The sequence below is a fragment of the Flavobacterium sp. J372 genome, assembly GCF_024699965.1.
Taxonomy (GTDB): Bacteria; Bacteroidota; Bacteroidia; order Flavobacteriales; family Flavobacteriaceae; genus Flavobacterium.
The window spans coordinates 3,201,173-3,222,646 of sequence record NZ_JAJOMZ010000004.1 but is presented as its reverse complement, the minus strand read 5'-3'; the positions used below and the strand labels follow the sequence as shown (position 1 = coordinate 3,222,646).

The window sequence follows — 21,474 nt, the reverse complement described above, 5'->3', positions numbered from 1 at the left end:
TTAAAAGTTATGTTGCATTTAATTTTTTTACCATCTCATGGGACATTTCTTCAGCATAAGTACCATAGGCATCAACAAGTACCCCTTTGCTCTTACCGTCATTGGACGATATGGCATAAATCACGGCATTGTTATCAGGACTACTGTCGAGGCTTTCAAACCTATGAGTTTCCGTAACCGTAAAATCCTCCGGTTTTAGTTTCAGGCTCTTTGACGCACAGTAAAGGCAGTCCGGCAACAGACTAAAGTCCATACTGTACCCACGCTGTCTTAGGTCTTTAAGTGCCTGCACCATGTCATTGTACTGTACCATAGCTTTCAGACCTGTTATTTAATGGTTTCGACCGTACTGCCGCAGGTAAGCATCTGTGAGCCGTAATATGGATTTTTAACGGCATTCTCTTTACTTAGCCAATTGGCTCCCTTACCTCCATTGTACATAGGACAGTGCTGGTAATAAACGGGGGTGTCCTGTTTAGACACTTTAGCCAGTGTGTAGATGCTTCCCGAAAGTGCCGCAAAAGCACTTCTTTGTTTTGCAACGTCTTTTGATTTTGAAATGCTTTCCGCATTGGCCGTTAAGTCCTGCATTACTTTCATCCAAGCCGTATGTTCCTCTGCCGATAGCTTATTCATATCGACTGCTTTAAGGGATGTAGCCAATTCAGCGGCTTTGGCAGATGCGGTCGCTGCATCGGTTTTTATCAAAGCATCTTTCACTGAAAAGTAGTTGTCAAATACAGCCTTTAGCTGTGATTGGTTTTGGGCTGCATCTTTGTTAGCTGCCATTTGGCTATGGTCGTGATTGCCATGTCCGGCATTCATGTCCATTCCCGCCTCCTTGTTTTTGGCAACCGTCTTCACTGGTCTATCATACTGGCAGCAACCAGCCAGTTTAGCATATGCGTCATCCGGCGCACGGAACTTCTCACTGTCATAACCAGCCAAAGCGATACGTTTCAGGATTTCATCCTGATTTGTTTTGTCGCCGTCATAGGTGAGCGTAGCCATCTTGGTATCTTTGTTCCAGTCCACACTGGCTACCTTTTTTACGTTACCTGCTTTTTCGATGGTGGTTTTGCACATACCACAATTGCCATAAATCTTTACGGTTTCTGTTTTCGCATTCTTGATTTGTGCGAAGCCGTTTATTGATGATAGTAATACGGCGATTACCATCACTATTTTTGATAATGATTTCATAATAATTACATTTTGAGAAACGGGGGATTGATAAGCCCATTTCTGTTTTAAATTTTAAATAAATGATACAAATAGGGGATTTGCAAAAGCCGGAACAGCTTTTGACAAGGCACACCTATGGCTGTCAAGCCATAGTTTTAGCTTATTTTAGGCGGTAGCCAGAGAGCGTAAAAGCCAGAAGAATAATAGGCTTGTTCAAAAGAAAACTCCCGTTTTTTTATTATGGCTAATTGAGTGTTTGCCACTACCTCCATAATGCCTACAAGATTAGGCGAAGTTTGCGGTGAAACGCACCGGCAGGAACTGTGCTTGCATTTGCCCCCCACAATCTTTACCGTGCTTGCATTTCGCGCAAGGCTTCCCATTGCAGCAGGCCTTATGATCAGGTTTTGCCGATTGTTTCTTGGAGCAGGATGATGAATGTGTCGTTTTGGACGAGTGTTCCGTCTTAACTGACCCTTTGGAACAGGCAAGCCCTTGTGTGGGAACAAGGAAAAGCCCCAAACAAAACAAGAGAGTTATGCCTATATGTGTTCTAAAGTACTTCAATACAACAAATTTACAAATAAGTTAATCTTTCTGATAGATTTCTTTATCTTTTTTTGATATTCGATGTAAAAAATTCAATTAAGCTTCATTCTTCCTGCTATATACAGGTTTTAGTAAGGTCTACTGAGGCAAAGGTTCTATTTTAAAGCCGGCCCTTTGAACCGTCTGCATCACCTGCTCCTGAGATATACCCTCGGATTTAACTGTCAGCACCTTGTCTTTATTTTGCGTATCAACTTCCCAGTGGCAGACACCTTCAGCATCATTCAAAAATGGAGTTACCTTCGCCACACATCCCCCGCAGTTGATATTTGTCTTAAATAGAAATTCCTTGTTGTCCATCGGTTATAATTTATAGATTATCTTGTCCCACAAATTTCAGCACTTAATCACGCCTCATCATTGTGAAAATTCTTCTTTGATTTGTGACATTTAATGTTTTATTTTTTCAGCTTTAGGCGTAAGCTGTTAGACACCACGCTTACGCTGCTGAGCGCCATCGCAGCTCCTGCGACCATAGGATCCAGCAGGAAACCGTTCACCGGGTATAAAATCCCAGCTGCTATAGGGATGCCGATCAAGTTGTATATAAATGCCCAAAACAGGTTTTGCCTAATTGTAGCTACGATCTTTTCTGACAAACGTATGGCCTGTGGTATCCTTGTGAGGTCTGACGAAATGATGGTCATCTTGGCTACGTCCATTGCGATGTCTGCACCTTTGCCCATCGCGATACTTATATCGGCTGTCGCAAGTGCAGCGCTGTCATTGATACCATCGCCCACCATTGCCACTACCTTTCCTTTACCTTGCAGTTCTTTGATAAAATCGGCTTTCTGCTGTGGCAATACCTCGGCCTTGTAATACCGTAGGCCGGTTTGTTCTGAGATTGACCTGGCCGTAGCGTGGTTATCGCCCGTCAACATGTAAAGCTCAATTCCCATTCCCTGCATCTGTCGGACGGCCATGGCAGAAGTTTCTTTAACCTTATCCGATATGCCGATTACACATAAGGCTTGTCTGCTATCGGCAAACCATATAACCGTAACCGATAGTTTATCCCATTCCTCAGCTTGCTTTTGCAGGCTCACATCAATACGGATATTATTTTCTTCTAACAGCCTTTTACTGCCTGCAAAGTAGTTTTCGTTATTGTGCCGGGCATTTAGCCCCTTACCTGTTATGCTTTCAAAGTTGGATAAAGGAATCGTTGGAAGATCACCAAAGTGGTTAACCACTGCTCCTGCCAAAGGATGCTCGGAGCGCTTTTCCATGCTCAAAAGGACATTTTTTGATGTATCATCATTATCCAGCCACACAATGTTCATAACAAGTGGCTTTCCTTCTGTAATAGTCCCCGTTTTGTCAAGTACCACGGCAGTAACTCGTTTCGCCAACTCAAGGCTTTCGGCATCTTTTATAAGTATCCCATTCTCTGCGCCTTTACCAACACCAACCATAATGGCAGTGGGAGTCGCCAACCCCAATGCGCAGGGGCAGGCTATTATAAGAACGGTAATAGCTGCCTGTAACCCCTGTACTATGCCGTTTTCACCACCTAACACCCACCATAGCATAAAGGTAACGGTTGCAATACCCATCACCGCGGGAACAAAAATGCCTGCAATTTTATCCACCAGTTTCTGCACGGGTGCTTTGCTGCCTTGGGCATCCTGCACCATTTTTATTATGTGTGCAAGCATGGTTTCTTTCCCTACGTTTATCGCCTTGAACTCAAAAGCGCCCCGTTGGTTAATCGTACCTGCGAATACCTTTTCGGCTATCTTTTTGGCTACCGGTATAGGCTCTCCGCTTAACATACTTTCGTCCACATACGACGTTCCCGAGGTCACTATACCATCCACCGCTATCTTTTCGCCCGGTTTCACCTGTATGACATCGCCAGGGATTACCTGGTCAAGAGGAGTCTGCCGAAGCGATCCATCTGCGAGCACTACCGTAACAGTTTTTGGCTGTAGGCCCATCAGCTTCCTGATGGCCGAGGAGGTGCTTCCTTTAGCCCTTTCTTCCAAAAGCTTACCAAGCAGGATAAATGCGATGACAACCGCTGCTGCTTCAAAATAGACGTGCGCATGCAAGCCTCTCTTGTGCCAAAAGGCCGGAAATAACATATTGAAAACACTGAACAGGTAAGCAATGCCGGTGCTGAGCGCTACCAATGTATCCATATTGGCAGAGCGGTATTTTGCCTGCTTCCATGCATTGATGAAAAAGTCCCTACCCAGCCAAATTACGACAGGAGTAGAAAATACCCACATCATCTCATTCGCATAGGGCATATCCATAGCGAACATCCCTAGTACTACTACGGGTAACGAGAAAAGGACAGCCCAGAAAGCTTTTTTCTTAAGTTGTGTATACTTTTGGGCATAAATCGCTTCTAATGCCTCCTGCCTTTGTTCCTCATCTTCCAGCAATAGGTCGTAACCCACAGACTGCACCGCCTTTTGCAGTTGGATGACATCTGTTCTGCCGGGTTCAAATTCGACTGTCAAATTTCCCGTAGCATAGTTCACTGAAGCGCTCTTGACACCCGGTTGAAAGTTAACGATACTTTCAGCGCTTGCCGCGCAGGAAGCGCAAGTCATACCCAGAACAGGGAACACCTGTTTTATAGTATAAAGGTCATTTGCTGCCATATTTTGCTTGGTTTAATTACCCTGCAAATTTGGCTACGGCATCCTTGTCGTTTATTGTGGAATTCTTTAATTGATTTGTAACTTTTATAAACTATCCAGGGGCCTTCTTTTCTCTTCCTTTACCTGTTTGAAATGGCTCGGCGTGAGTCCGGTCACTTTTTTAAACTGGTTGCTCAGGTATCCAACGCTGGAGTAATTCAGGCGGAAGGCAATCTCACTCAATGACAATTCGTCGTACACCAGGAGTTCCTTTACCTTTTCTATTCTCTGCGCAATGTAGTACTTCTCGATTGTAGTGCCCTCCACTTCTGAAAAAAGACTGGATAAGTAATTGTAGTCGTGATTCAGCTCATCCTTAAGCACATCTGACAAATTGGTCTTCAATTCACCCTGGTGGTAGTGCACCAAATGGATTATTGTGTTTTTTATTTTTTCAATAATCTTGCCCTTTTTGTCATCTATAAGGGCAAATCCTAGGGAGATCAGGATATCTTTCAGCTTTTCCCTTTCCGTGACTGAAAGCTCATTTTCCAATGCAGCTTCGCCCAATCGTACATATTTTGTCTTCAGGCCAAGTTTACCGAGTTCGTTTTCTACCACCATGATACAGCGGTTGCAAACCATATTTTTTATATATAATGTTGTCATTGGCACTCCTAATTTACCTGCAAAATTACGATTTTAAGGTTTTAATTTACGTAGTTAAGATGCCAGCGCCAGTTTGTTGACGCATTTCTAATTTGCATTTGATTATTATGATTACTCAGATGGCAGTCATAAAATATACAATTATGAAATACCAATGGACAAGAATTGGTTTCAAACTTTTATAGTTTTAAAAATCTACAATACCACTAAAAAGAAGTATAGAAAATTGTTTACTCCACTGAAAGGAAAAGAATACACATATGAATTAGAATATGCCGGAGGGCAAATGCTGCAAATCCAAAAAAATTATGGGAGCGCAATGATTTTCGTTATCCACGTTGGAAACCAGTTCTTTTAGGGCTGGTTTTTTTGGGGCATCCGACACCGCTGCGCTTTCCGTTACAATCTTCAAGGGAGGATTTTCACTACAATCACTGATGCTTTACTATTCCTTTGAGCGCATATCATCATAAAATTCCTTTAAATGCCAATACGAAGGGCACTTGTCATAGGGTCTTTAAAGCTGGCAATTGAAGTATAACAGCTATTAAGGAATTTCTGGGTGTCACTGATTTTAGCCCAAGGCTTCCAGTCAACAGCAACCGGCGGCGGGTTTTTCTCAAAATATTTTTTTATCTCATCTGGATTCATGCCGCAAAGTAAAAACAGTTTTCATGTCAGTTACGACGTAATAACACTAAAGGTCAATTAACGCCATCCAATTCCACATCTGCAAAAGGTATTGAAACACTACGTAATTTCATTTTTACATATGAAAACGATTGGTGAACGATGGACAATAATGTAACTAAAGACGACCTGCGCCAATTTGGGCTACTGCTCCTTGAACAGATCGGGCAGCTATTAGCGCAAGGTGAAAGAACAGAAAATGCCGGAACAGACTTTGAATGGTTAAAGGGAAGGGTAGTGCGAAAGCTTTTGGACATTTCTGCCGGCTCCTTGCAAAACTTGCGTATCAGTGGAAAGATTCGCTACAAAAAAGTCTTGGGTTCCTACTACTACAATAAGTCTGACCTTCTGAAACTTTTCGGGGAAAATTAAATATGGAACTGGCAAATCTTCTAAAATATCTTTCAATATTTGAAAAGGACAACAGGCTTAATGTTTGGCATTTTGCATTGCTTACCGCCATATTGTATTTAGGTTACAGGCAGGGCGAGAGCGGTATAATTAAAGTGAGCCGGAGTAAATTGATGAGCCTGTCACACATCCACACAATTCCCACTTACCATAAATACTTTAAGGAACTTCAAGTTATGGGATATATCGACTATCGTCCTTCATATCATCCAGGGTATCGAAGTGAAGTAATACTGAAAATAGCCCAATAATCGACTTGTTTCCGCTTTATATCGCGGAAATAAAGGAACTTATCAGCTCGTTATTAATAGAGGCAAGCAATCTTATTTGCCGGTTTGTCATTGGCTGATTAATGAGGATGAAAAATGTTGCAAAATTTTCCAGTTCCTCTGTAAGTTCGGGGAGCAATCCCAAGCCTGCCTGCCGGCGTTGCTGCAAGCAACGTTCATCGTAACCATTGCCAGGCAGCAATCTTTTTTTGTATAAACTATACTCGCTGCCGAAACAAAATAATCTTCCATTCTACTAATTTTACCGTAAGGTTCATTCGCGCCGTCCGCAATTTACAAGCAACTCTCCAAATGCACTGCTATTTGTTTGAATACTTGCCGGTAGTAGGAATTGCTTTCGACAACATGCCTTTCTTTTTTGCTATATTAGCTAAACTTTTGTTAATATAGCGCGCCTCAAATCAAATTTAAAACGAAATCGCTTAATGAACTTTATCGAGAGAATTAATATTGTAAATTATAAATGCTTTAAAGGACTTTTTCCGTTGGAATTATCAAACGGTATAAATATCATTGTCGGGAACAATGAAGCCGGAAAATCTACAATTCTTGAAGCTATTCATTTGGCATTATCAGGATTGCTTTGCGGACGTTATCTTAAGAACGAACTTTCACAATACTTATTTAATAAGGACGTCGAAATCGATTACCTTGCCAGTCTTAAAACTGCTGCCCCACAGAAGCCGCCCGAGATCGTGATTGAGATTTTTTTTGTGGTGACCCACTCCCCCTCTTCGAAGGTGATGCTAACATTCAGCGAAAAAAGGGATGCGGAATAAGTTTTAAAATAGAGTTCGACCACGATTATATTGATGATTATAACGAGTTAATTCTCGGCGATGTCATGACTATTCCGATTGAATTCTATAAGATGACGTGGACGACTTTTGCGCGGGATACAGTATCGATCAGGACGCTTCCTGTAAAGTCAGTAATGATAGATTCCTCCGGAACAAGATTTCAAAATGGGTCGGATGTTTATATTTCCAAAATTATCAAGGACGACCTGATTGAAAAGGAAATCGTAGACTTATCCCAAGCCTATCGGAAAATGAAGGAGACGTTTATGTCGGACAAATCTGTTGCGGCAATCAATACAAAAATTACCGGCAAAGCCGATATATCGACAAAGACCGTTCATATTTCAGTTGATTTGTCAGCAAAAAATTCATGGGAAACATCGCTAATGACTTATCTCGAAGGCATACCATTCCATCAGATAGGAAAGGGCGAGCAATGCCTGATCAAAACCAACTTGGCTCTTGCCCACAAAAAAGCGAAAGAGTCAAACCTCATTTTAATAGAGGAACCGGAAAACCACCTATCTCATACAAAACTGAATCAGTTCATTAAAAGTATCCAGCAAAAATGTGAGGGCAAGCAGATTATTGTCAGTACGCATAGTAGCTTTGTTGCAAACAAGTTGAGTTTAAAAAATCTGATATTGCTTCATAATAGAAAGGAAATCCGCTTGACGGCGTTGAAGTCTGACACATACGATTTTTTCGAAAAATTGCCTGGCTACGAAACTTTACGCATGATACTCTCAAAGAAAGCGCTATTGGTTGAAGGCCCGTCTGACGAACTTGTATTTCAGCGTGCATACAAAGACAGCCATGCCAATACATTGCCAATAGAAAACGAAATAGACATTATTTCAGTAGGCACTTCTTTTAAAAGATTTCTGGAAATAGCGGAACTGGTTCAAAAGCCTGTCGCGGTTTTGACCGACAATGACAAAGATTACGCAACAAAAATCACGAAAAAGTACAAAGATTATGCGGGATCAATGACCATTAAAATCTTTGCCGATTCTGATAATAGCCTTAACACATTGGAACCGCAAATCGTCAGGGCCAATGCAGGCAATTTGTCAAACCTCTGCGACATATTGGGCATCAGTGCGACTATATATAAGACTGAGGAGGCAATCAGTGAATATATGCAGGACAATAAAACCGAATGCGCGATGAAAATATTCAACTCGGCAAAATCAATCACCTATCCGAAGTACATTTTGGATGCAATAGCCTGGTGTAATGAACAATAAGCTTGTCATTGCAGCAGCAGGATCGGGAAAGACAACCGCAATCGTAAAGGAGGCTTTAAAGATCAAAGACAAACAGGTCCCTGATCACGACGTATACGGAATACAACGAGGAAGAAATTCGCAGCAAAATTATTCAACTGAACAAGTATGTTCCCAGCAATATAAAAATACAAACGTGGTTTTCGTTTCTAATTCAGCATGGCGTAAAGCCCTATCAGGGAACCTTTAATGAAGTAATGTTCACGCAATCGGTCAGAGGATTAGATCTGGTAAATCAAAGATCTGGAGCAAAATTCGATAAGCAGGGAAAGCGTGTAGTCTCAAACGGACATCCGTTATTCTGGGGTGAGCACGAAAATTTTATAAAGCATTACTTCACGGGTGGCGGGAGAATCTACTCCGATAAACTTGCCAAATTCGTCGTAAACGCTGATGCAGCTTTGAAAGGCGAAATCATAGACCGCATAAGGAGGATTTACCCCCATATTTTTATAGATGAGGTACAAGATCTGGCAGGTTACGATCTGGAAATTATAAAACTTCTTTTTAAATCCGCGAGTACTATCACGCTTGTAGGCGATCCGCGACAGGTAACTTACTTGACACACCACGAAGCAAAATACAAAAAGTATGCTGACGGGAAAATAAAAGAATTTTTGCAGACTGAATGCAAAAAGTTAATTAATGGGAACATTGATGAAACAACACTTGCCGCATCACACCGGAACAACCAGCTTATTTGCGACTACTCATCAAAACTTTATCCACAATACGCTGCAACATCAGCTTGCGACTGTCAGTCCTGCCGCAGCGGTGAGAGTGACCATACTGGCATTTATTTAATAAACGAAGCTGACGCAAGATCATATTTAGAGGAATTTGATCCTGTGCAATTACGGTGGAGTATTACTGTAAAAGCGGATCTGGATTTTGCAGTTGCAAACTTTGGGACTTCAAAAGGCAAGACATTCGATCGTGTTTTAATTTATCCTACCTCTGATATGAAAAAATGGATAGAGAATAACAGTTCTGCCTTAAAAGATGAAGCGAGGGCAAAATTATATGTTGGAATAACGCGAGCCCGTTTCAGCGTTGGAATTGTTGGAGCTTTCAAGACAGCTATTCCTGGTACTAAAACTTACACTTCCAAACCTAAGCTATAATCTCTATTAAATAATTAAGCCTTAAGATTTATCTTAAGGCTTAATTATTATGCACTTTGAATGGTGAGGAATTTCATTTTCATTTCCTGAAGTTCATTCTCTAATTTATGAATGGCCTCCCACGTTACTTCAGGCTTGCTTGCTTTTTCAACGGCAAATTTATGCCTTAGTCCCTGCATCTCTCGTGATATACTCTGTTTCTCAGTGATAGCATACTCTTCCGTTTGCTGAATGGAATGATGGCCGAGCATTTCCTTCACAACATGTATCGGAACATTGTTGCCGAGGGTTACTGTACTTGCAAACGTTCTACGCGCTTTGTGCGTGTTCAATTCGCAGTTGATGCCGCATAAGTCTGCGATTTCTTTCAGATAGGCGTTCATCTTTTGATTTGATTTGACTGGTAGCACAGCACCGCGCTTTTCACTGAGTGGATGACCTTTGTAACGCGACATGATTTCCAAAGCTTGTGGCAGCAGTGGGACATTGGTTTCTGAACCGGTTTTCTGCCTTTCAGTCATAATCCATGGCTCACCATCAATGCCAGTTTTAATGTCTGATGCTTTTAGGTTAAATACATCAATATAAGCTAAGCCCGTATAACATTGGAATACAAAAATATCGCGTACTAATTCAAGTCTTGGTGTAGAAAAACTATGCCTCTCGATTTTTAGGAGTTCTTCCCTACTTAAAGGCTTTTTATTGGTCTTCGTCTTTTTCCCCTTGAAAAGTTTAAAAGGGTCAACCGTTATAATTTCCTTTGCAATTGCCCGCAATACTATCTTTTTAAAATTCGATATATATTTCAACGTAGTATTATTACAGCATCCTTTGACCGTTTTAAGGTAGAATTCATAATCTTTAACAAACTGGAAATTCAGTTCCCTAAACTCCAGATCATCTACCCTGTACTTAAACTTTATAAAATCCCTGACGTGAGATTTAGCGGTAACAAAACGTTCAAGTGTTCCTGCTGAATACTCTTTTGGTACAAGGGCTTTGACTTCGTCGTTATGAAGTTGGAATTCTTCCAGAACCTTTGCCCTGGAAGCAACCTTTCCCTTGACATAATCGATAAGCTTTTGTGCAGTGATTGTTTCCTCGGCATAGATAAGATCAGCTTTTCTCTTATTTACTTTGACGGTTATTGCATCAAGCACATTGTTTAAGACGCGTGCATCTTCCTTGCTCCCGGTTGCACGTTCTGTTTTTTGATCCCACCTGGTTAAATCCCAGGTACATTTAATAGATGTTTCTTTAGGAATACCGTCAACGGTAATTCTCAAATAAATAGACCTGATATTGGTCTTTCTTCGCGGAGTCCTCAAAAAGAAGGTTAATCCAAAACTGCTTTCCAACATAATTCAAACATTTAAAGTTAATAAAGGTCGAACTGTTGTACTTAAAAATCAAGTCGTTAACGTGCTTTACATCTTGCTAATCAATGAGTTACAAGGATTTTGTGGCGCACTTTTTTTTTCGGGCCTCTGCGCCACGAATGCACCACAAAAATTTTGTGCATTTTTGCAAATTTTGTGTATTTGCAGGCTAAAAATAAAAAACCCGCAAATTGTTAACTTGCAGGTTTTTAGCTATTTAAGATATTTTTGACTCATAATTGAGTCCTTTTTCGCAGAGAGGAAGGGATTCGAACCCTCGATGCCCTTTTGGAGCATACACACTTTCCAGGCGTGCGCCTTCGACCACTCGGCCACCTCTCTAAGCTGGCGCCAAAAATACTATTTAATAACCATTAAAAAAAGGCTATTGTGTCAATTCGCCGCAGATGCTGCTTTCAAAAGCATACATGAATTGATTTGCCGGAGTCTCCTGCCCTAACAGCCACATAAGCTTTGTAATGGCAGCTTCGGTTGTAATATCTTTGCCTGAAATAACCCCTATTTCTTTTAATTGGGTACTGGTTTCATAATGCCCCATATTCACACTTCCGCCGGAACATTGGGTAACATTAATGATGTGGATGCCTTTTGCTATTGCCTCCTTTAAAATATCTACAAACCATTCATCTGTAGGCGCATTGCCCGAGCCATAAGTTTCAATAACAGCGCCTTTAAGGCCCGGAGTTGCCATTATTGATGTTAGTACTGCTTTGTTTATACCAGGAAATATTTTGATAATTACAGTACCTGCATCCAGCTTATCTTTTACGCTAAATTGTTCATTGTTATTGCTGTGCAGCAAATCTTCATTTACCTTCAAATACACGCCAGATTCTGCAAGGGCAGGGTAGTTGGGCGATGTAAATGCATTAAAGTGCTCAGCGCTAATCTTTGTTGTGCGGTTGCCCCGGTACAGCTTATATTCAAAATACAGGCAAACTTCTTTGATTACGGGTTTGCCATTTTTTTGTAGGGCCGCAACCTGTATGGCAGTGATAAGGTTTTCTTTGGCATCAGTACGCAAATCCCCGATTGGCAGCTGAGAGCCTGTAAAAATCACTGGCTTGGTAAGCCCAGAAAGCATAAAGCTTAGCGCTGATGCTGAATACGACATAGTGTCTGAGCCATGCAATACCACAAAACCGTCAAAAATGTCGTAATTGTCATTTATTATAGCTGCAATCTTTGTCCATTTATCCGGATCCATGTTTGATGAATCTATAGGGTGGTCAAAAGAAACCGTTTCAATATTACAGTCCAGGTGGCGTAGTTCGGGTATGCGGTTCAGCAGTTTTTTAAAATTGAAGGCCTTAAGAGCTCCTGTAGTGAAATCTTTCACCATGCCAATGGTGCCGCCGGTATAAATAAGCAGGATGTTTGGCCTATAGTGCATTCTGGTATTTCATCTGGTTAACAACCGGGTTGGCATACATAGCCAGGAAACCTTCACGCACAATTTTGTCATCTGCATCTATGCGAAGTTCAAGCCGGCGTTCAAAAAGATCTTTTTCCTTTTCAGAATAGTGTGCAGCAAACCTGTCAGATCCATTGAGCATGTCATAGGCTATATAATTGGTGGGCCACAGCTTATAGGTGCTTAATATGGCATCGTCAATAACCTGCGCAAGTGCCTGTATCTGTTTATTTGGGTTACTTTCAGTGGCAGCAATCGCATCAAGTTCTTTGTCCAGGGGCTCGCATACATGCAGGTGTATTCGCTTTTTCTGGCCCATGATTCCGCTTATCAGTGTCATGAAGTCTTCATTCTTTTCTTTTATGTAAACTTCATCGTTAGCCTCTGCCAACAGCTGTGGCATTTTAAGCATATCTGTAGGGTCATATTCATAAGAAATTGAAACCGGCACAATCTTAACCTTTTTGAAATAATCCATAAGGTTCTCCTCATCGCTGGCCATGGCAAGCATCTTCAGTACACCCTGATGGGTAGCGTCGTTACCATCTTTAGTCCGTCCCTCACGCTGTGCAATCCATACAGATCTGCACTCCCTCATCAATAATTGGTAAATGTATTCGCTCATTAGTTTAGAGCTTTGCAGCAGTTCTCTTGGCGAAAGCCCGCGTTGTACCAAAAAGTTACGATTAAGTTTTGACAGTACCTGCAAAAACTGTTTTTGCACCAGGTTATCGCCAATGGCACTGGCTGTCATGGTAAGCTTATGGTCATACAGGCACACATTAAGCAATGATGTATCAAGTATGATGTCCCTGTGGTTTGATATATAAAGGTAGGGTGTGTGTGTTTCAAGCTTTTCAAAACCCGAAGTGGTAAGCCCGTCAGATGTTTTTTCAAGAACCCTTTGTATGGCCTGGTAAATGAAATTGATCTGAAAATCACGTTTTGAATGCGTTTTCTCCAGCCATTCGGTCCAGACTTCTTCAGGTGTTCCGGGAAATGTAAAGCTCATGAGCGCTTTCATCATTGGGTGATGTATCACGCTCCTTATAGCCCCGTTTACTTCTGTATCGTAAAAAGGCCTTATATGGTCAAATTTAGACATGTGCTTGCTGCGGGTTAAACAATCCTGCAAATGAACAAAAAATTAATGGATTTTATTAGAAAATCTTTGTTAAATGCCGTAAACTTCAACTGAATTTTTAGTAGTTATGTCGGCAATTTCTTCTAAAGGCATACTGTATATTTCAGCCAGTTTCTGTGCTATAATAACAGTATAGCTGCTTTCATTCCGCTTACCGCGATAGGGCTTAGGTGCAAGATAGGGAGCGTCGGTTTCAAGAACAATGTTTTCAAGGGGTATCTCATTCAAAAACTGGTCAATTTTACCATTCTTGAAAGTGGCAACACCACCTATTCCCAGTTTCATGTTATAACTGATGGCCTGCTTCGCCTGAGCGAAATCACCGGTAAAGCAATGGAAGATGCCATACAGGTTATCATCTTTATGTGACTCCAATACTTCAAAAACTTCATTAAAAGCGTCACGGCAATGTATATTAATTGGCAGCGAATATTGCTTTGCAAGTTCAATCTGCCTGCTAAAGGCTTCCTGCTGCCACCCTAGTGTAGATTTATCCCAATACAGGTCAATCCCAATTTCGCCTACCGCGGCAAATTTTCGCCCGGCCAGTTCACGTTCCACATGGTCAAGCTCGTCTTTATAGTTTTCTTTCACATAGGTAGGGTGCAGGCCCATCATCAGAAAAACATTTTCAGGATATTTAGCTTCCAGCTCATACATCTGTTGTGTATATGATGAGTCAATAGACGGCACAAAAAGCCTTGTTACGCCTGCGTCAAAAGCTCGCATTATCATTGCCTCGCGGTCTTGCTCAAACTCTTCGCTGTAAAGGTGTGTATGTGTATCGGTAAAAGTCATGTTGTAAATTTGTGCCAAAATTACGATTTGGGTTTGTGTTTCAGTATAACAATACTTTAATTTAAACCAAATTTGTCAATCATAATGTCATAAATGAAAAACCTGTACGATACCCTTAAAGATAAAGGCTACAAAAAAATCAGCTTTAAAATTTCTAAGACCCAGCACCTGCGAATAAAGGCTAAGATTAACGGGATAGAAGGCGATTTTATTCTTGATACCGGGGCATCAAACAGTTGCGTTGATTTTGAGGGTATTGAACATTTTAAGCTAAACGCGCTCGACTCTGAAACCAAAGCTGCCGGAGCAGGCGGTGTAGGGATGCTCACAAAATCTTCGTTTGAAAATATGCTGCAGATGGGGCGCTGGAAAACCGACGCGCTGAGCCTTGTTATTTTCGATATGTCGCATGTAAATGAAGCGCTTCGGCTTTACAAAGCAAGGCCTGTACATGGTATAATTGGGGCTGATGTGCTGCTTCAGGGCAAAGCGATCATAGACTATTACAACCATTGCCTCTACCTGAAGCAATAAGCGTAATGATTAAATTAAAGTCAAAATCTAAATAGTGAGTGCTAAAAGTTATTATATTGCAGTACTTTTTCAAAGGTTAACAATATGAAAAAAATATACTTCCTGGTATTTGCTATAATTATAGGGCTTACGGCTTCGTCATGTTCAGATGAAACCACTGAACTGCTTAACACGCCCTATGGCGAAATGACATTTATTGTGAATGATGTACAGAAAGTTTATAATAATGTACAGGTTACAGAAAAAGTGGGTTCTACAGGCCAAAGATATCTTAATGTAGTAGGGTCTAATAATGGTGTGCCGGGAGAATACATTGCTTTCAGGATAAATAAATACGAAACAGGGGCTAACCGTGCCACACGATGGGCATATTCACAAGACAGTAACCTTGCCATACGCAAGCAGGTTGACGGAGAAGAATATGATATTGATTCAAATACACTGCTTAACAGTGATAACAGGCTGAGGGGGACTTTTAGCGGGCAGCTGTATAATGAGTACAGCAACATAGTTGTAACAATAGAAGCAGGGGAGTTTACATATAATTACAACCTGCCTGAATAATAAAAAAACCGCTATGCAGCGGTTTTTTTATTTTCTTGTGCTATCGTGGTGCTGGCTCTGTGTGCCGCTATTCCACAACGTCATAATATCAGTTGCTACCGCAGCGCCGCTTCCGGCTGCAATACTAAGCTGGCTTCTTTCACCGGCAAGTGTCCCGGCAACATAAATGCCATCAGCAACCAGGTGGTCTTCATTCTTTAATTGTATGCGGTTTTTTTCAGGTAAAGCTTTTTTGTGCGGAATAATATATTCTGTAAGTCCCGCAATATCAAAAGTTGCTGCCGAACCTACTGCCACTACAATAATCCGCGCCTTATAGTCGCCTTTGTTAGTTATAATGGTAAAATTGCCGGCAGTACCTTCCACTTTCATCACTTTTTCTCCGGGTAGCTGTACTACATCAGGATAAGTGCCTGAAAGGTGGGCAAGGCTTTGGGCCATTATGTCTTTACCTAATGTGCCGGGAGCGATGCCGTAAACATTGTTGTAAAGCCCGTCTTGCAGGGCTGAAGCTTTCTGGTGGGTGAATATGCCTACCTTCTTGCCTTCAGCATAAGGCTTTTTAAGAGATGAGCCGAGCACAAGGGCACAGGATACTCCTGCTGCACCACCGCCTATAATTAAAACGTCAAACATATCAGAGAAACTACAGGTTCCTGGTTTTCTCCTCAATAGTTTTCGCCATCCTGAAGATAAGCAATATGCAAACCGCACACATAGAGGCAATGATGCCAATAAGGGCTACAAGGCTGTTACCGGCAAGCAGGTTATCAAAATCAAGAAGAGTGACGTTAAATGCGATCAGGGCAATTGCAATCGCGATAAGAGTGTAGATAAAAAATTTCATTATATAAATCGTAATGATTCTGTGGTAAAGTTATGCAGATTATAACTAAAGAAACAATTGTTTAACATTAGATGCGAATAATTTAACAGCAATAGCTAACAGCACAACCCCAAATACTTTGCGGATTACGCCAAGGCCGTTTACACCTAATGCTTTCTCAATTTTTGCTGAAGACTTAAGTACTGCGAACACAATAATCACATTAAGCGCTATGGCAATTATAATGTTAATCTTTTCGTATTCAGCTCTTAAAGATAATATTGTCGTCATTGTGCCGGCACCCGCGATGATTGGGAAAGCAATAGGTACGATTGATGCTGTGCTTGGATTATCTTCTTTGTAAAGGCGTATACCGAGTATCATCTCGAGCGCCAGGAAGAAAAGTACAAACGAACCCGCCACGGCAAACGAGTTGGCATCAATCCCGATAAGCTTCAGTATCTCTTCACCAACAAACAGGAACGCCACCATAATGATTAAAGCAACTATTGAAGCCTTTTCGCTTTGTATATGGCCAAGTTTGTTGCGTAGGTCAACTATAATAGGTACGCTGCCCACAATATCTATCACGGCAAAAAGCACCATGCTCACGGTAAACATTTCTCTCCAGTCGAAATTCATCTTTGTGCGAAATTATTTGCAAGCGCAAAAGTACCGTAATATTTATGAACCCGAAGCTAACACACCGTTAATTTTTTGGCAGGATTTTAGCACATATTTATACAAAATGTAATGGTTATCTTTGCCGCATGTTTCAACTGGGTAAAACAATAGTGTCTGAAGACATACTGGAGAAAGATTTTGTGTGCAACCTTTCGGCATGCCATGGCGGCTGCTGTGTTGACGGCGATGCAGGAGCACCCCTTAATGAAGAGGAAACCCGCATTCTTGAAGAGATCTATCCACTGGTAAAACCATTCCTGCGCCCGGAAGGGATTGCTGCTATTGAGGCCCAGGGCACATGGGTTACCGGGACTGACGGCGACCTTGAAACACCGCTCATTGATAATAAAGACTGTGCGTACGTAATATTTGACGGAAAAACCGCCCTGTGCGGAATAGAACAGGCCTACAACCAGGGCATCGTAAGCTGGAAAAAACCCGTTTCATGCCACTTGTACCCAATCAGGGTAAAGGACTTCACCGAATTTGCGGCGGTAAATTATGACAGGTGGGACATTTGCAACCCAGCCTGCGCCCTTGGTAAAGAACTTGAAGTACCGGTGTATAAATTTGTACGCGAGGCGCTGATACGCCGCTTTAGGGAAGATTGGTATGCTGAACTTGAAAAAGTGGCTGCCGAACTGAAAGAACAACCTGCGCAACGCAGGCGTTAATCGCTTCTTAAGCCCTGATTTTACAGGGCGTTACATCTATCTCATCTTGCTATTTTAGTTTCGTAACATTTTGCTTTTCAGGTATTTATAAATTTAATATTTGATTGCCTTAATGTTAAGCGTTGTTAAAAACTATGCCTGATTGTGGATAAGTTTGGCTTTCATTTTCTTTTTCAAATGCCAATCTTTGTAATCTACTCCGGCGGTAAAATCGCCATACAAATAATAAAATTAAAGTCAAAATAATATGTCTGCAATAGAGCCAATTTTACAGGAAAACAAAAACCGCTTCGTAATTTTCCCTATCAAGCACCATGATATATGGGACTGGTACAAGAAAATGGAGGCTAGTTTCTGGACTGCTGAAGAAATTGACCTGCACCAGGATATTACAGACTGGAACACTAAACTCAGCCCTGACGAAAAGTATTTCATCAAGCATATCCTGGCGTTCTTTGCGGCGTCAGACGGTATTGTGAATGAGAACCTCGCAGAAAATTTCGTAAACGAGGTGCAGTATCCGGAAGCTAAGTTTTTCTACGGTTTCCAGATCATGATGGAGAACATACACAGCGAAACATACTCGCTCCTTATTGATACTTATGTGAAAGATGAGGCTGAAAAAGACAAACTGTTCCATGCTATTGAAGTGTTTCCCGCCATCAAGAAAAAAGCGGAATGGGCGCTGAAATGGATTAAAAGCGACTCTTTCGCCGAAAGGCTTATTGCGTTCGCGGCCGTTGAGGGTATTTTCTTCTCAGGTGCATTTTGCTCTATATTCTGGTTGAAGAAACGCGGGTTGATGCCGGGCCTAACCTTTTCAAATGAGTTGATTTCGCGAGACGAAGGTGTTCACTGTGATTTTGCCGTGCACCTGCACAACCACCATCTTGTAAATAAAGTATCGAAAGACAGGATAAAAGAAATATTGATAGATGCGCTTAACATTGAGCGTGAATTTATTACCGAGTCGCTTCCGGTGAGCCTTATCGGGATGAATGCCGTGCTGATGACACAGTACCTTGAGTTTGTAACCGACAGGCTTCTTGTAGAGCTTGGCTGTGAAAGGCAGTTCAACACCGGCAACCCGTTTGATTTCATGGATATGATCTCGCTTCAGGGGAAAACCAACTTCTTCGAGAAGCGCGTAAGCGAATACCAGAAGGCGGGCGTGCTCAACAAAGAAAGCGGAGACTCGCAGAAAATAAGCTTTGATGCTGATTTTTAATAAGATAACAAACCATTATATATGCAGCTATGCTGCCAGTTCTAACCTAAAAAATGTCGCCATATGTATGTAGTAAAGAGAGACGGTAAAAGAGAGCCGGTAATGTTTGATAAGATTACCGACAGGGTAAGGAAATTATGTTATGAGCTTAACGAGCTGGTAGACCCGGTAAAGGTAGCCATGCGCGTGATTGAAGGCCTGTATGACGGCGTTACTACAAGTGAGCTGGATAATCTTGCAGCTGAAACGGCGGCATCTATGACGGTTACGCACCCTGACTATGCCCAGCTTGCTGCACGTATAGCTGTGAGCAACCTGCATAAGAATACCAAGAAGTCGTTCTCTGAAACCATGCACGACATGTATAAGTACGTGAACCCCCGCACCAACCAGGAGGCTCCGCTTATTTCTGACGAAGTGTATGAAGTGATTATGGCCAATGCTGAAAAGCTGGACTCAACCATCATCTACAACCGCGACTTCAACTATGATTATTTCGGGTTCAAAACACTTGAGCGCTCATACCTGCTTAAGGTGAACGGCCAGATTGCTGAGCGCCCGCAGCACATGCTTATGCGTGTATCTGTAGGTATCCACCTGAACGATATAGACTCAGCTATAGAAACGTATGAGCTGATGTCTAAAAAATATTTTACCCATGCTACGCCAACGCTTTTCAACGCGGGTACGCCAAAGCCGCAGATGTCGTCTTGCTTCCTTTTGACCATGCGCGATGACAGTATTGAAGGTATTTATGACACGCTGAAGCAAACAGCCATGATATCGCAGTCGGCGGGTGGTATAGGCCTTTCTATACACAACGTGAGGGCTACAGGCTCTTACATCCGCGGTACAAACGGTACATCAAACGGTATTGTGCCGATGTTGCGTGTGTTTAACGACACTGCACGTTATGTTGATCAGGGCGGCGGTAAGCGCAAGGGAAGCTTTGCTGTGTACATTGAGACATGGCATGCTGATATCATGGATTTCCTTGACCTGAAGAAAAACCACGGTAAAGAAGAAATGCGTGCACGTGACTTGTTTTACGCAATGTGGACAAGTGACCTGTTTATGAAGCGCGTGCAGGAAGATGCACACTGGACGCTGATGTGCCCTAACGAGTGCCCGGGACTATATGATGTTTATGGCGATGAGTTTGAAGCGCTGTATACATCTTACGAAGCACAGGGCCGTGGCCGTAAGACCATTAAGGCACGTGAGCTTTGGGAAAAAATACTGGAGTCTCAAATCGAGACCGGTACGCCATACATGCTTTACAAAGACGCCGCTAACCGCAAGTCAAACCAAAAGAACCTTGGTACTATACGTTCATCAAACCTGTGTACGGAAATTATGGAATATACTGCGCCTGATGAGGTTGCCGTATGTAACCTGGCTTCAATTTCACTGCCAATGTTTGTTGAAGATGGCAAATTCAACCACGATTACCTATACCAGGTTACTAAGCGCGTAACCCGTAACCTTAACAAGGTTATTGACAGGAACTACTATCCGGTGAAAGAGGCCGAGAACAGTAACATGCGCCACCGTCCGGTTGGTTTGGGTGTGCAGGGCCTTGCGGATGCATTTATACTTATGCGCCTGCCATTCACCAGTGATGAGGCTAAAAAGCTAAACCAGGAAATATTTGAAACCATGTACTTTGCCGCCGTTACCGCATCTATGGAAATGGCGAAAGAAGAAGGGCCATACTCTACATTTGCAGGTTCGCCAATATCTCAGGGCGAGTTCCAGTATAACCTCTGGGGGCTTAATGACAGCGACCTTAGCGGGCGTTGGGACTGGGCTTCGCTTCGTAAAGAAGTTATGGAGCATGGCGTGCGCAACTCACTGCTTATGGCGCCAATGCCTACAGCTTCTACATCACAGATACTGGGCAACAATGAGGCATTTGAGCCTTATACATCAAACATATACACGCGCCGCGTACTTTCGGGCGAGTTCATTGTGGTGAACAAGCACCTGCTTGAAGACCTGGTGCGCCTTGGCTTGTGGAACGAGACCCTGAAACAGGAGATCATGAGGGCAAATGGTTCAATCCAGAATATTGAAGGCATCCCGGCTGATATAAAAGAGCTGTATAAAACCGTATGGGAAATGAGTATGAAAGACATCATTGATATGTCTCGCCAGCGCGGATACTTCATTGACCAGAGCCAGTCACTTAACCTGTTTATGGAGGGCGCTACGTTTGCCAAGCTTACGTCGATGCACTTCTATGCATGGCAGAGCGGCCTGAAAACAGGCATGTATTACCTGAGGACGAAGAGCGCGGTTGATGCTATTAAATTTACGCTGAATAACGATAAAAAAGCTGAGCCTGCACCGGTTGCAGCCGCAATGCCTGAAGTTGTAACCGTTGAGGCGGAAGCAGAAGGCATGAGTGCGGCAGAGTTCAGGGCGATGCTTGAGCGTTCACGCAATGCTGACCCTGAAGACTGCGAAATGTGCGGATCTTAACCTTAAAACAAACACAAACAGAAAATGAGGGGCAGGCAACTGCTCCTTATTTGATTGAAA

Annotated in this window: 23 protein-coding genes and 1 tRNA gene; 10 read left to right on the top strand and 14 right to left on the bottom strand. The window is 42.2% G+C overall.

The features are described from left to right. Positions 1 to 7 precede the first annotated feature (7 nt). From LRS05_RS15845 to LRS05_RS15820, 6 genes are all read right to left on the bottom strand, one after another. A complete protein-coding gene (locus tag LRS05_RS15845) occupies positions 8 to 313 on the bottom strand; it encodes a phosphoribosylpyrophosphate synthetase (protein WP_223053843.1) in 306 nt (101 codons plus the stop codon). A 14-nt stretch (positions 314 to 327) separates the two neighbouring features. Next, complete coding sequence (locus LRS05_RS15840) at positions 328 to 1,203, bottom strand: DUF3347 domain-containing protein (protein WP_223053844.1); 876 nt, start codon at positions 1,201 to 1,203, stop codon at positions 328 to 330. Positions 1,204 to 1,872: 669 nt separating this feature from the next. Next, on the bottom strand, positions 1,873 to 2,094 hold the full coding sequence (locus tag LRS05_RS15835; protein WP_223053845.1) for a heavy-metal-associated domain-containing protein: 222 nt from the start codon (positions 2,092 to 2,094) through the stop codon (positions 1,873 to 1,875). 98 nt (positions 2,095 to 2,192) lie between these two features. Then, entirely contained in the window at positions 2,193 to 4,412 is a 2,220-nt protein-coding gene (locus LRS05_RS15830; protein WP_257869180.1) for a cation-translocating P-type ATPase, read from the bottom strand. An 84-nt stretch (positions 4,413 to 4,496) separates the two neighbouring features. Beyond that, positions 4,497 to 5,060 (bottom strand): AraC family transcriptional regulator, encoded by a 564-nt coding sequence (locus LRS05_RS15825; protein ID WP_223053847.1) that lies wholly within the window; start codon positions 5,058 to 5,060, stop codon positions 4,497 to 4,499. A gap of 480 nt (positions 5,061 to 5,540) precedes the next feature. Further along, positions 5,541 to 5,711 (bottom strand): hypothetical protein, encoded by a 171-nt coding sequence (locus LRS05_RS15820; protein ID WP_223053849.1) that lies wholly within the window; start codon positions 5,709 to 5,711, stop codon positions 5,541 to 5,543. 141 nt (positions 5,712 to 5,852) lie between these two features. On the opposite strand from LRS05_RS15820, the gene LRS05_RS15815 reads away from it, so the two are divergent. The 5 genes from LRS05_RS15815 to LRS05_RS15795 all read left to right on the top strand — a co-directional run bounded on the left by LRS05_RS15815 (position 5,853) and on the right by LRS05_RS15795 (position 9,664). Beyond that, positions 5,853 to 6,122, top strand: coding sequence for a helix-turn-helix domain-containing protein (locus LRS05_RS15815; protein ID WP_223053850.1), 270 nt, complete (start codon positions 5,853 to 5,855; stop codon positions 6,120 to 6,122). 2 nt (positions 6,123 to 6,124) lie between these two features. Beyond that, positions 6,125 to 6,412: a hypothetical protein gene (locus LRS05_RS15810; protein WP_223053851.1), complete on the top strand. Its 288-nt coding sequence runs from the start codon at positions 6,125 to 6,127 to the stop codon at positions 6,410 to 6,412. A 464-nt stretch (positions 6,413 to 6,876) separates the two neighbouring features. Further along, positions 6,877 to 7,230, top strand: a complete 354-nt coding sequence (locus tag LRS05_RS15805) for an ATP-binding protein (RefSeq protein ID WP_257869179.1) — start codon at positions 6,877 to 6,879, stop codon at positions 7,228 to 7,230. Positions 7,231 to 7,295: 65 nt separating this feature from the next. Continuing rightward, entirely contained in the window at positions 7,296 to 8,501 is a 1,206-nt protein-coding gene (locus LRS05_RS15800; protein WP_257869178.1) for an ATP-dependent endonuclease, read from the top strand. A gap of 236 nt (positions 8,502 to 8,737) precedes the next feature. Next, complete coding sequence (locus tag LRS05_RS15795; RefSeq protein ID WP_374707779.1) at positions 8,738 to 9,664, top strand: UvrD-helicase domain-containing protein; 927 nt, start codon at positions 8,738 to 8,740, stop codon at positions 9,662 to 9,664. A gap of 47 nt (positions 9,665 to 9,711) precedes the next feature. On the opposite strand, the gene LRS05_RS15790 is transcribed toward LRS05_RS15795, so the two are convergent. The 5 genes from LRS05_RS15790 to LRS05_RS15770 form a co-directional block, all read right to left on the bottom strand. Continuing rightward, positions 9,712 to 11,025: a site-specific integrase gene (locus tag LRS05_RS15790; RefSeq protein ID WP_223053855.1), complete on the bottom strand. Its 1,314-nt coding sequence runs from the start codon at positions 11,023 to 11,025 to the stop codon at positions 9,712 to 9,714. 272 nt (positions 11,026 to 11,297) lie between these two features. Continuing rightward, a tRNA-Ser gene (locus LRS05_RS15785) sits at positions 11,298 to 11,385 on the bottom strand. A 43-nt stretch (positions 11,386 to 11,428) separates the two neighbouring features. Continuing rightward, a complete protein-coding gene (locus LRS05_RS15780) occupies positions 11,429 to 12,457 on the bottom strand; it encodes an asparaginase (RefSeq protein ID WP_257869177.1) in 1,029 nt (342 codons plus the stop codon). Beyond that, complete coding sequence (locus LRS05_RS15775; protein WP_257869176.1) at positions 12,447 to 13,583, bottom strand: 1-acyl-sn-glycerol-3-phosphate acyltransferase; 1,137 nt, start codon at positions 13,581 to 13,583, stop codon at positions 12,447 to 12,449. The genes LRS05_RS15780 and LRS05_RS15775 overlap by 11 nt, the downstream gene beginning before the upstream one ends. 69 nt (positions 13,584 to 13,652) lie before the next feature. Further along, the gene (locus LRS05_RS15770) at positions 13,653 to 14,420 is read right to left on the bottom strand and encodes a TatD family hydrolase (RefSeq protein WP_257869288.1); all 768 of its coding nucleotides are present in this window, start codon (positions 14,418 to 14,420) and stop codon (positions 13,653 to 13,655) included. Between the two features lie 93 nt (positions 14,421 to 14,513). Between LRS05_RS15770 and LRS05_RS15765 the strand changes: the two genes are divergently transcribed. Together LRS05_RS15765 and LRS05_RS15760 are read left to right on the top strand one after the other, a co-directional pair. Next, on the top strand, positions 14,514 to 14,954 hold the full coding sequence (locus LRS05_RS15765) for a retropepsin-like aspartic protease (RefSeq protein ID WP_257866505.1): 441 nt from the start codon (positions 14,514 to 14,516) through the stop codon (positions 14,952 to 14,954). 84 nt (positions 14,955 to 15,038) lie between these two features. After that, a complete protein-coding gene (locus LRS05_RS15760) occupies positions 15,039 to 15,518 on the top strand; it encodes a hypothetical protein (protein ID WP_257866504.1) in 480 nt (159 codons plus the stop codon). A 27-nt stretch (positions 15,519 to 15,545) separates the two neighbouring features. Here the strand turns inward: LRS05_RS15760 and LRS05_RS15755 are convergent, their stop codons facing one another. The 3 genes from LRS05_RS15755 to LRS05_RS15745 are packed head-to-tail and all read right to left on the bottom strand — an operon-like array spanning position 15,546 to position 16,986. Then, complete coding sequence (locus LRS05_RS15755) at positions 15,546 to 16,154, bottom strand: NAD(P)/FAD-dependent oxidoreductase (RefSeq protein WP_257866519.1); 609 nt, start codon at positions 16,152 to 16,154, stop codon at positions 15,546 to 15,548. Between the two features lie 10 nt (positions 16,155 to 16,164). Further along, complete coding sequence (locus LRS05_RS15750; RefSeq protein ID WP_257866503.1) at positions 16,165 to 16,365, bottom strand: hypothetical protein; 201 nt, start codon at positions 16,363 to 16,365, stop codon at positions 16,165 to 16,167. Between the two features lie 45 nt (positions 16,366 to 16,410). Then, a complete protein-coding gene (locus tag LRS05_RS15745; RefSeq protein WP_257866502.1) occupies positions 16,411 to 16,986 on the bottom strand; it encodes a MarC family protein in 576 nt (191 codons plus the stop codon). A gap of 128 nt (positions 16,987 to 17,114) precedes the next feature. Here LRS05_RS15745 and LRS05_RS15740 point away from each other — a divergent pair, with 128 nt between their 5' ends. The 3 genes from LRS05_RS15740 to LRS05_RS15730 all read left to right on the top strand — a co-directional run bounded on the left by LRS05_RS15740 (position 17,115) and on the right by LRS05_RS15730 (position 21,414). After that, positions 17,115 to 17,702 carry a DUF3109 family protein gene (locus LRS05_RS15740; protein ID WP_257866501.1) on the top strand — a complete coding sequence of 196 codons (588 nt, stop codon included), beginning with the start codon at positions 17,115 to 17,117 and terminating at the stop codon, positions 17,700 to 17,702. Between the two features lie 247 nt (positions 17,703 to 17,949). Beyond that, entirely contained in the window at positions 17,950 to 18,930 is a 981-nt protein-coding gene (locus LRS05_RS15735) for a ribonucleotide-diphosphate reductase subunit beta (RefSeq protein ID WP_257869175.1), read from the top strand. Positions 18,931 to 18,993: 63 nt separating this feature from the next. Then, the gene (locus LRS05_RS15730) at positions 18,994 to 21,414 is read left to right on the top strand and encodes a ribonucleoside-diphosphate reductase subunit alpha (protein ID WP_257866518.1); all 2,421 of its coding nucleotides are present in this window, start codon (positions 18,994 to 18,996) and stop codon (positions 21,412 to 21,414) included. Positions 21,415 to 21,474: the final 60 nt, after the last annotated feature.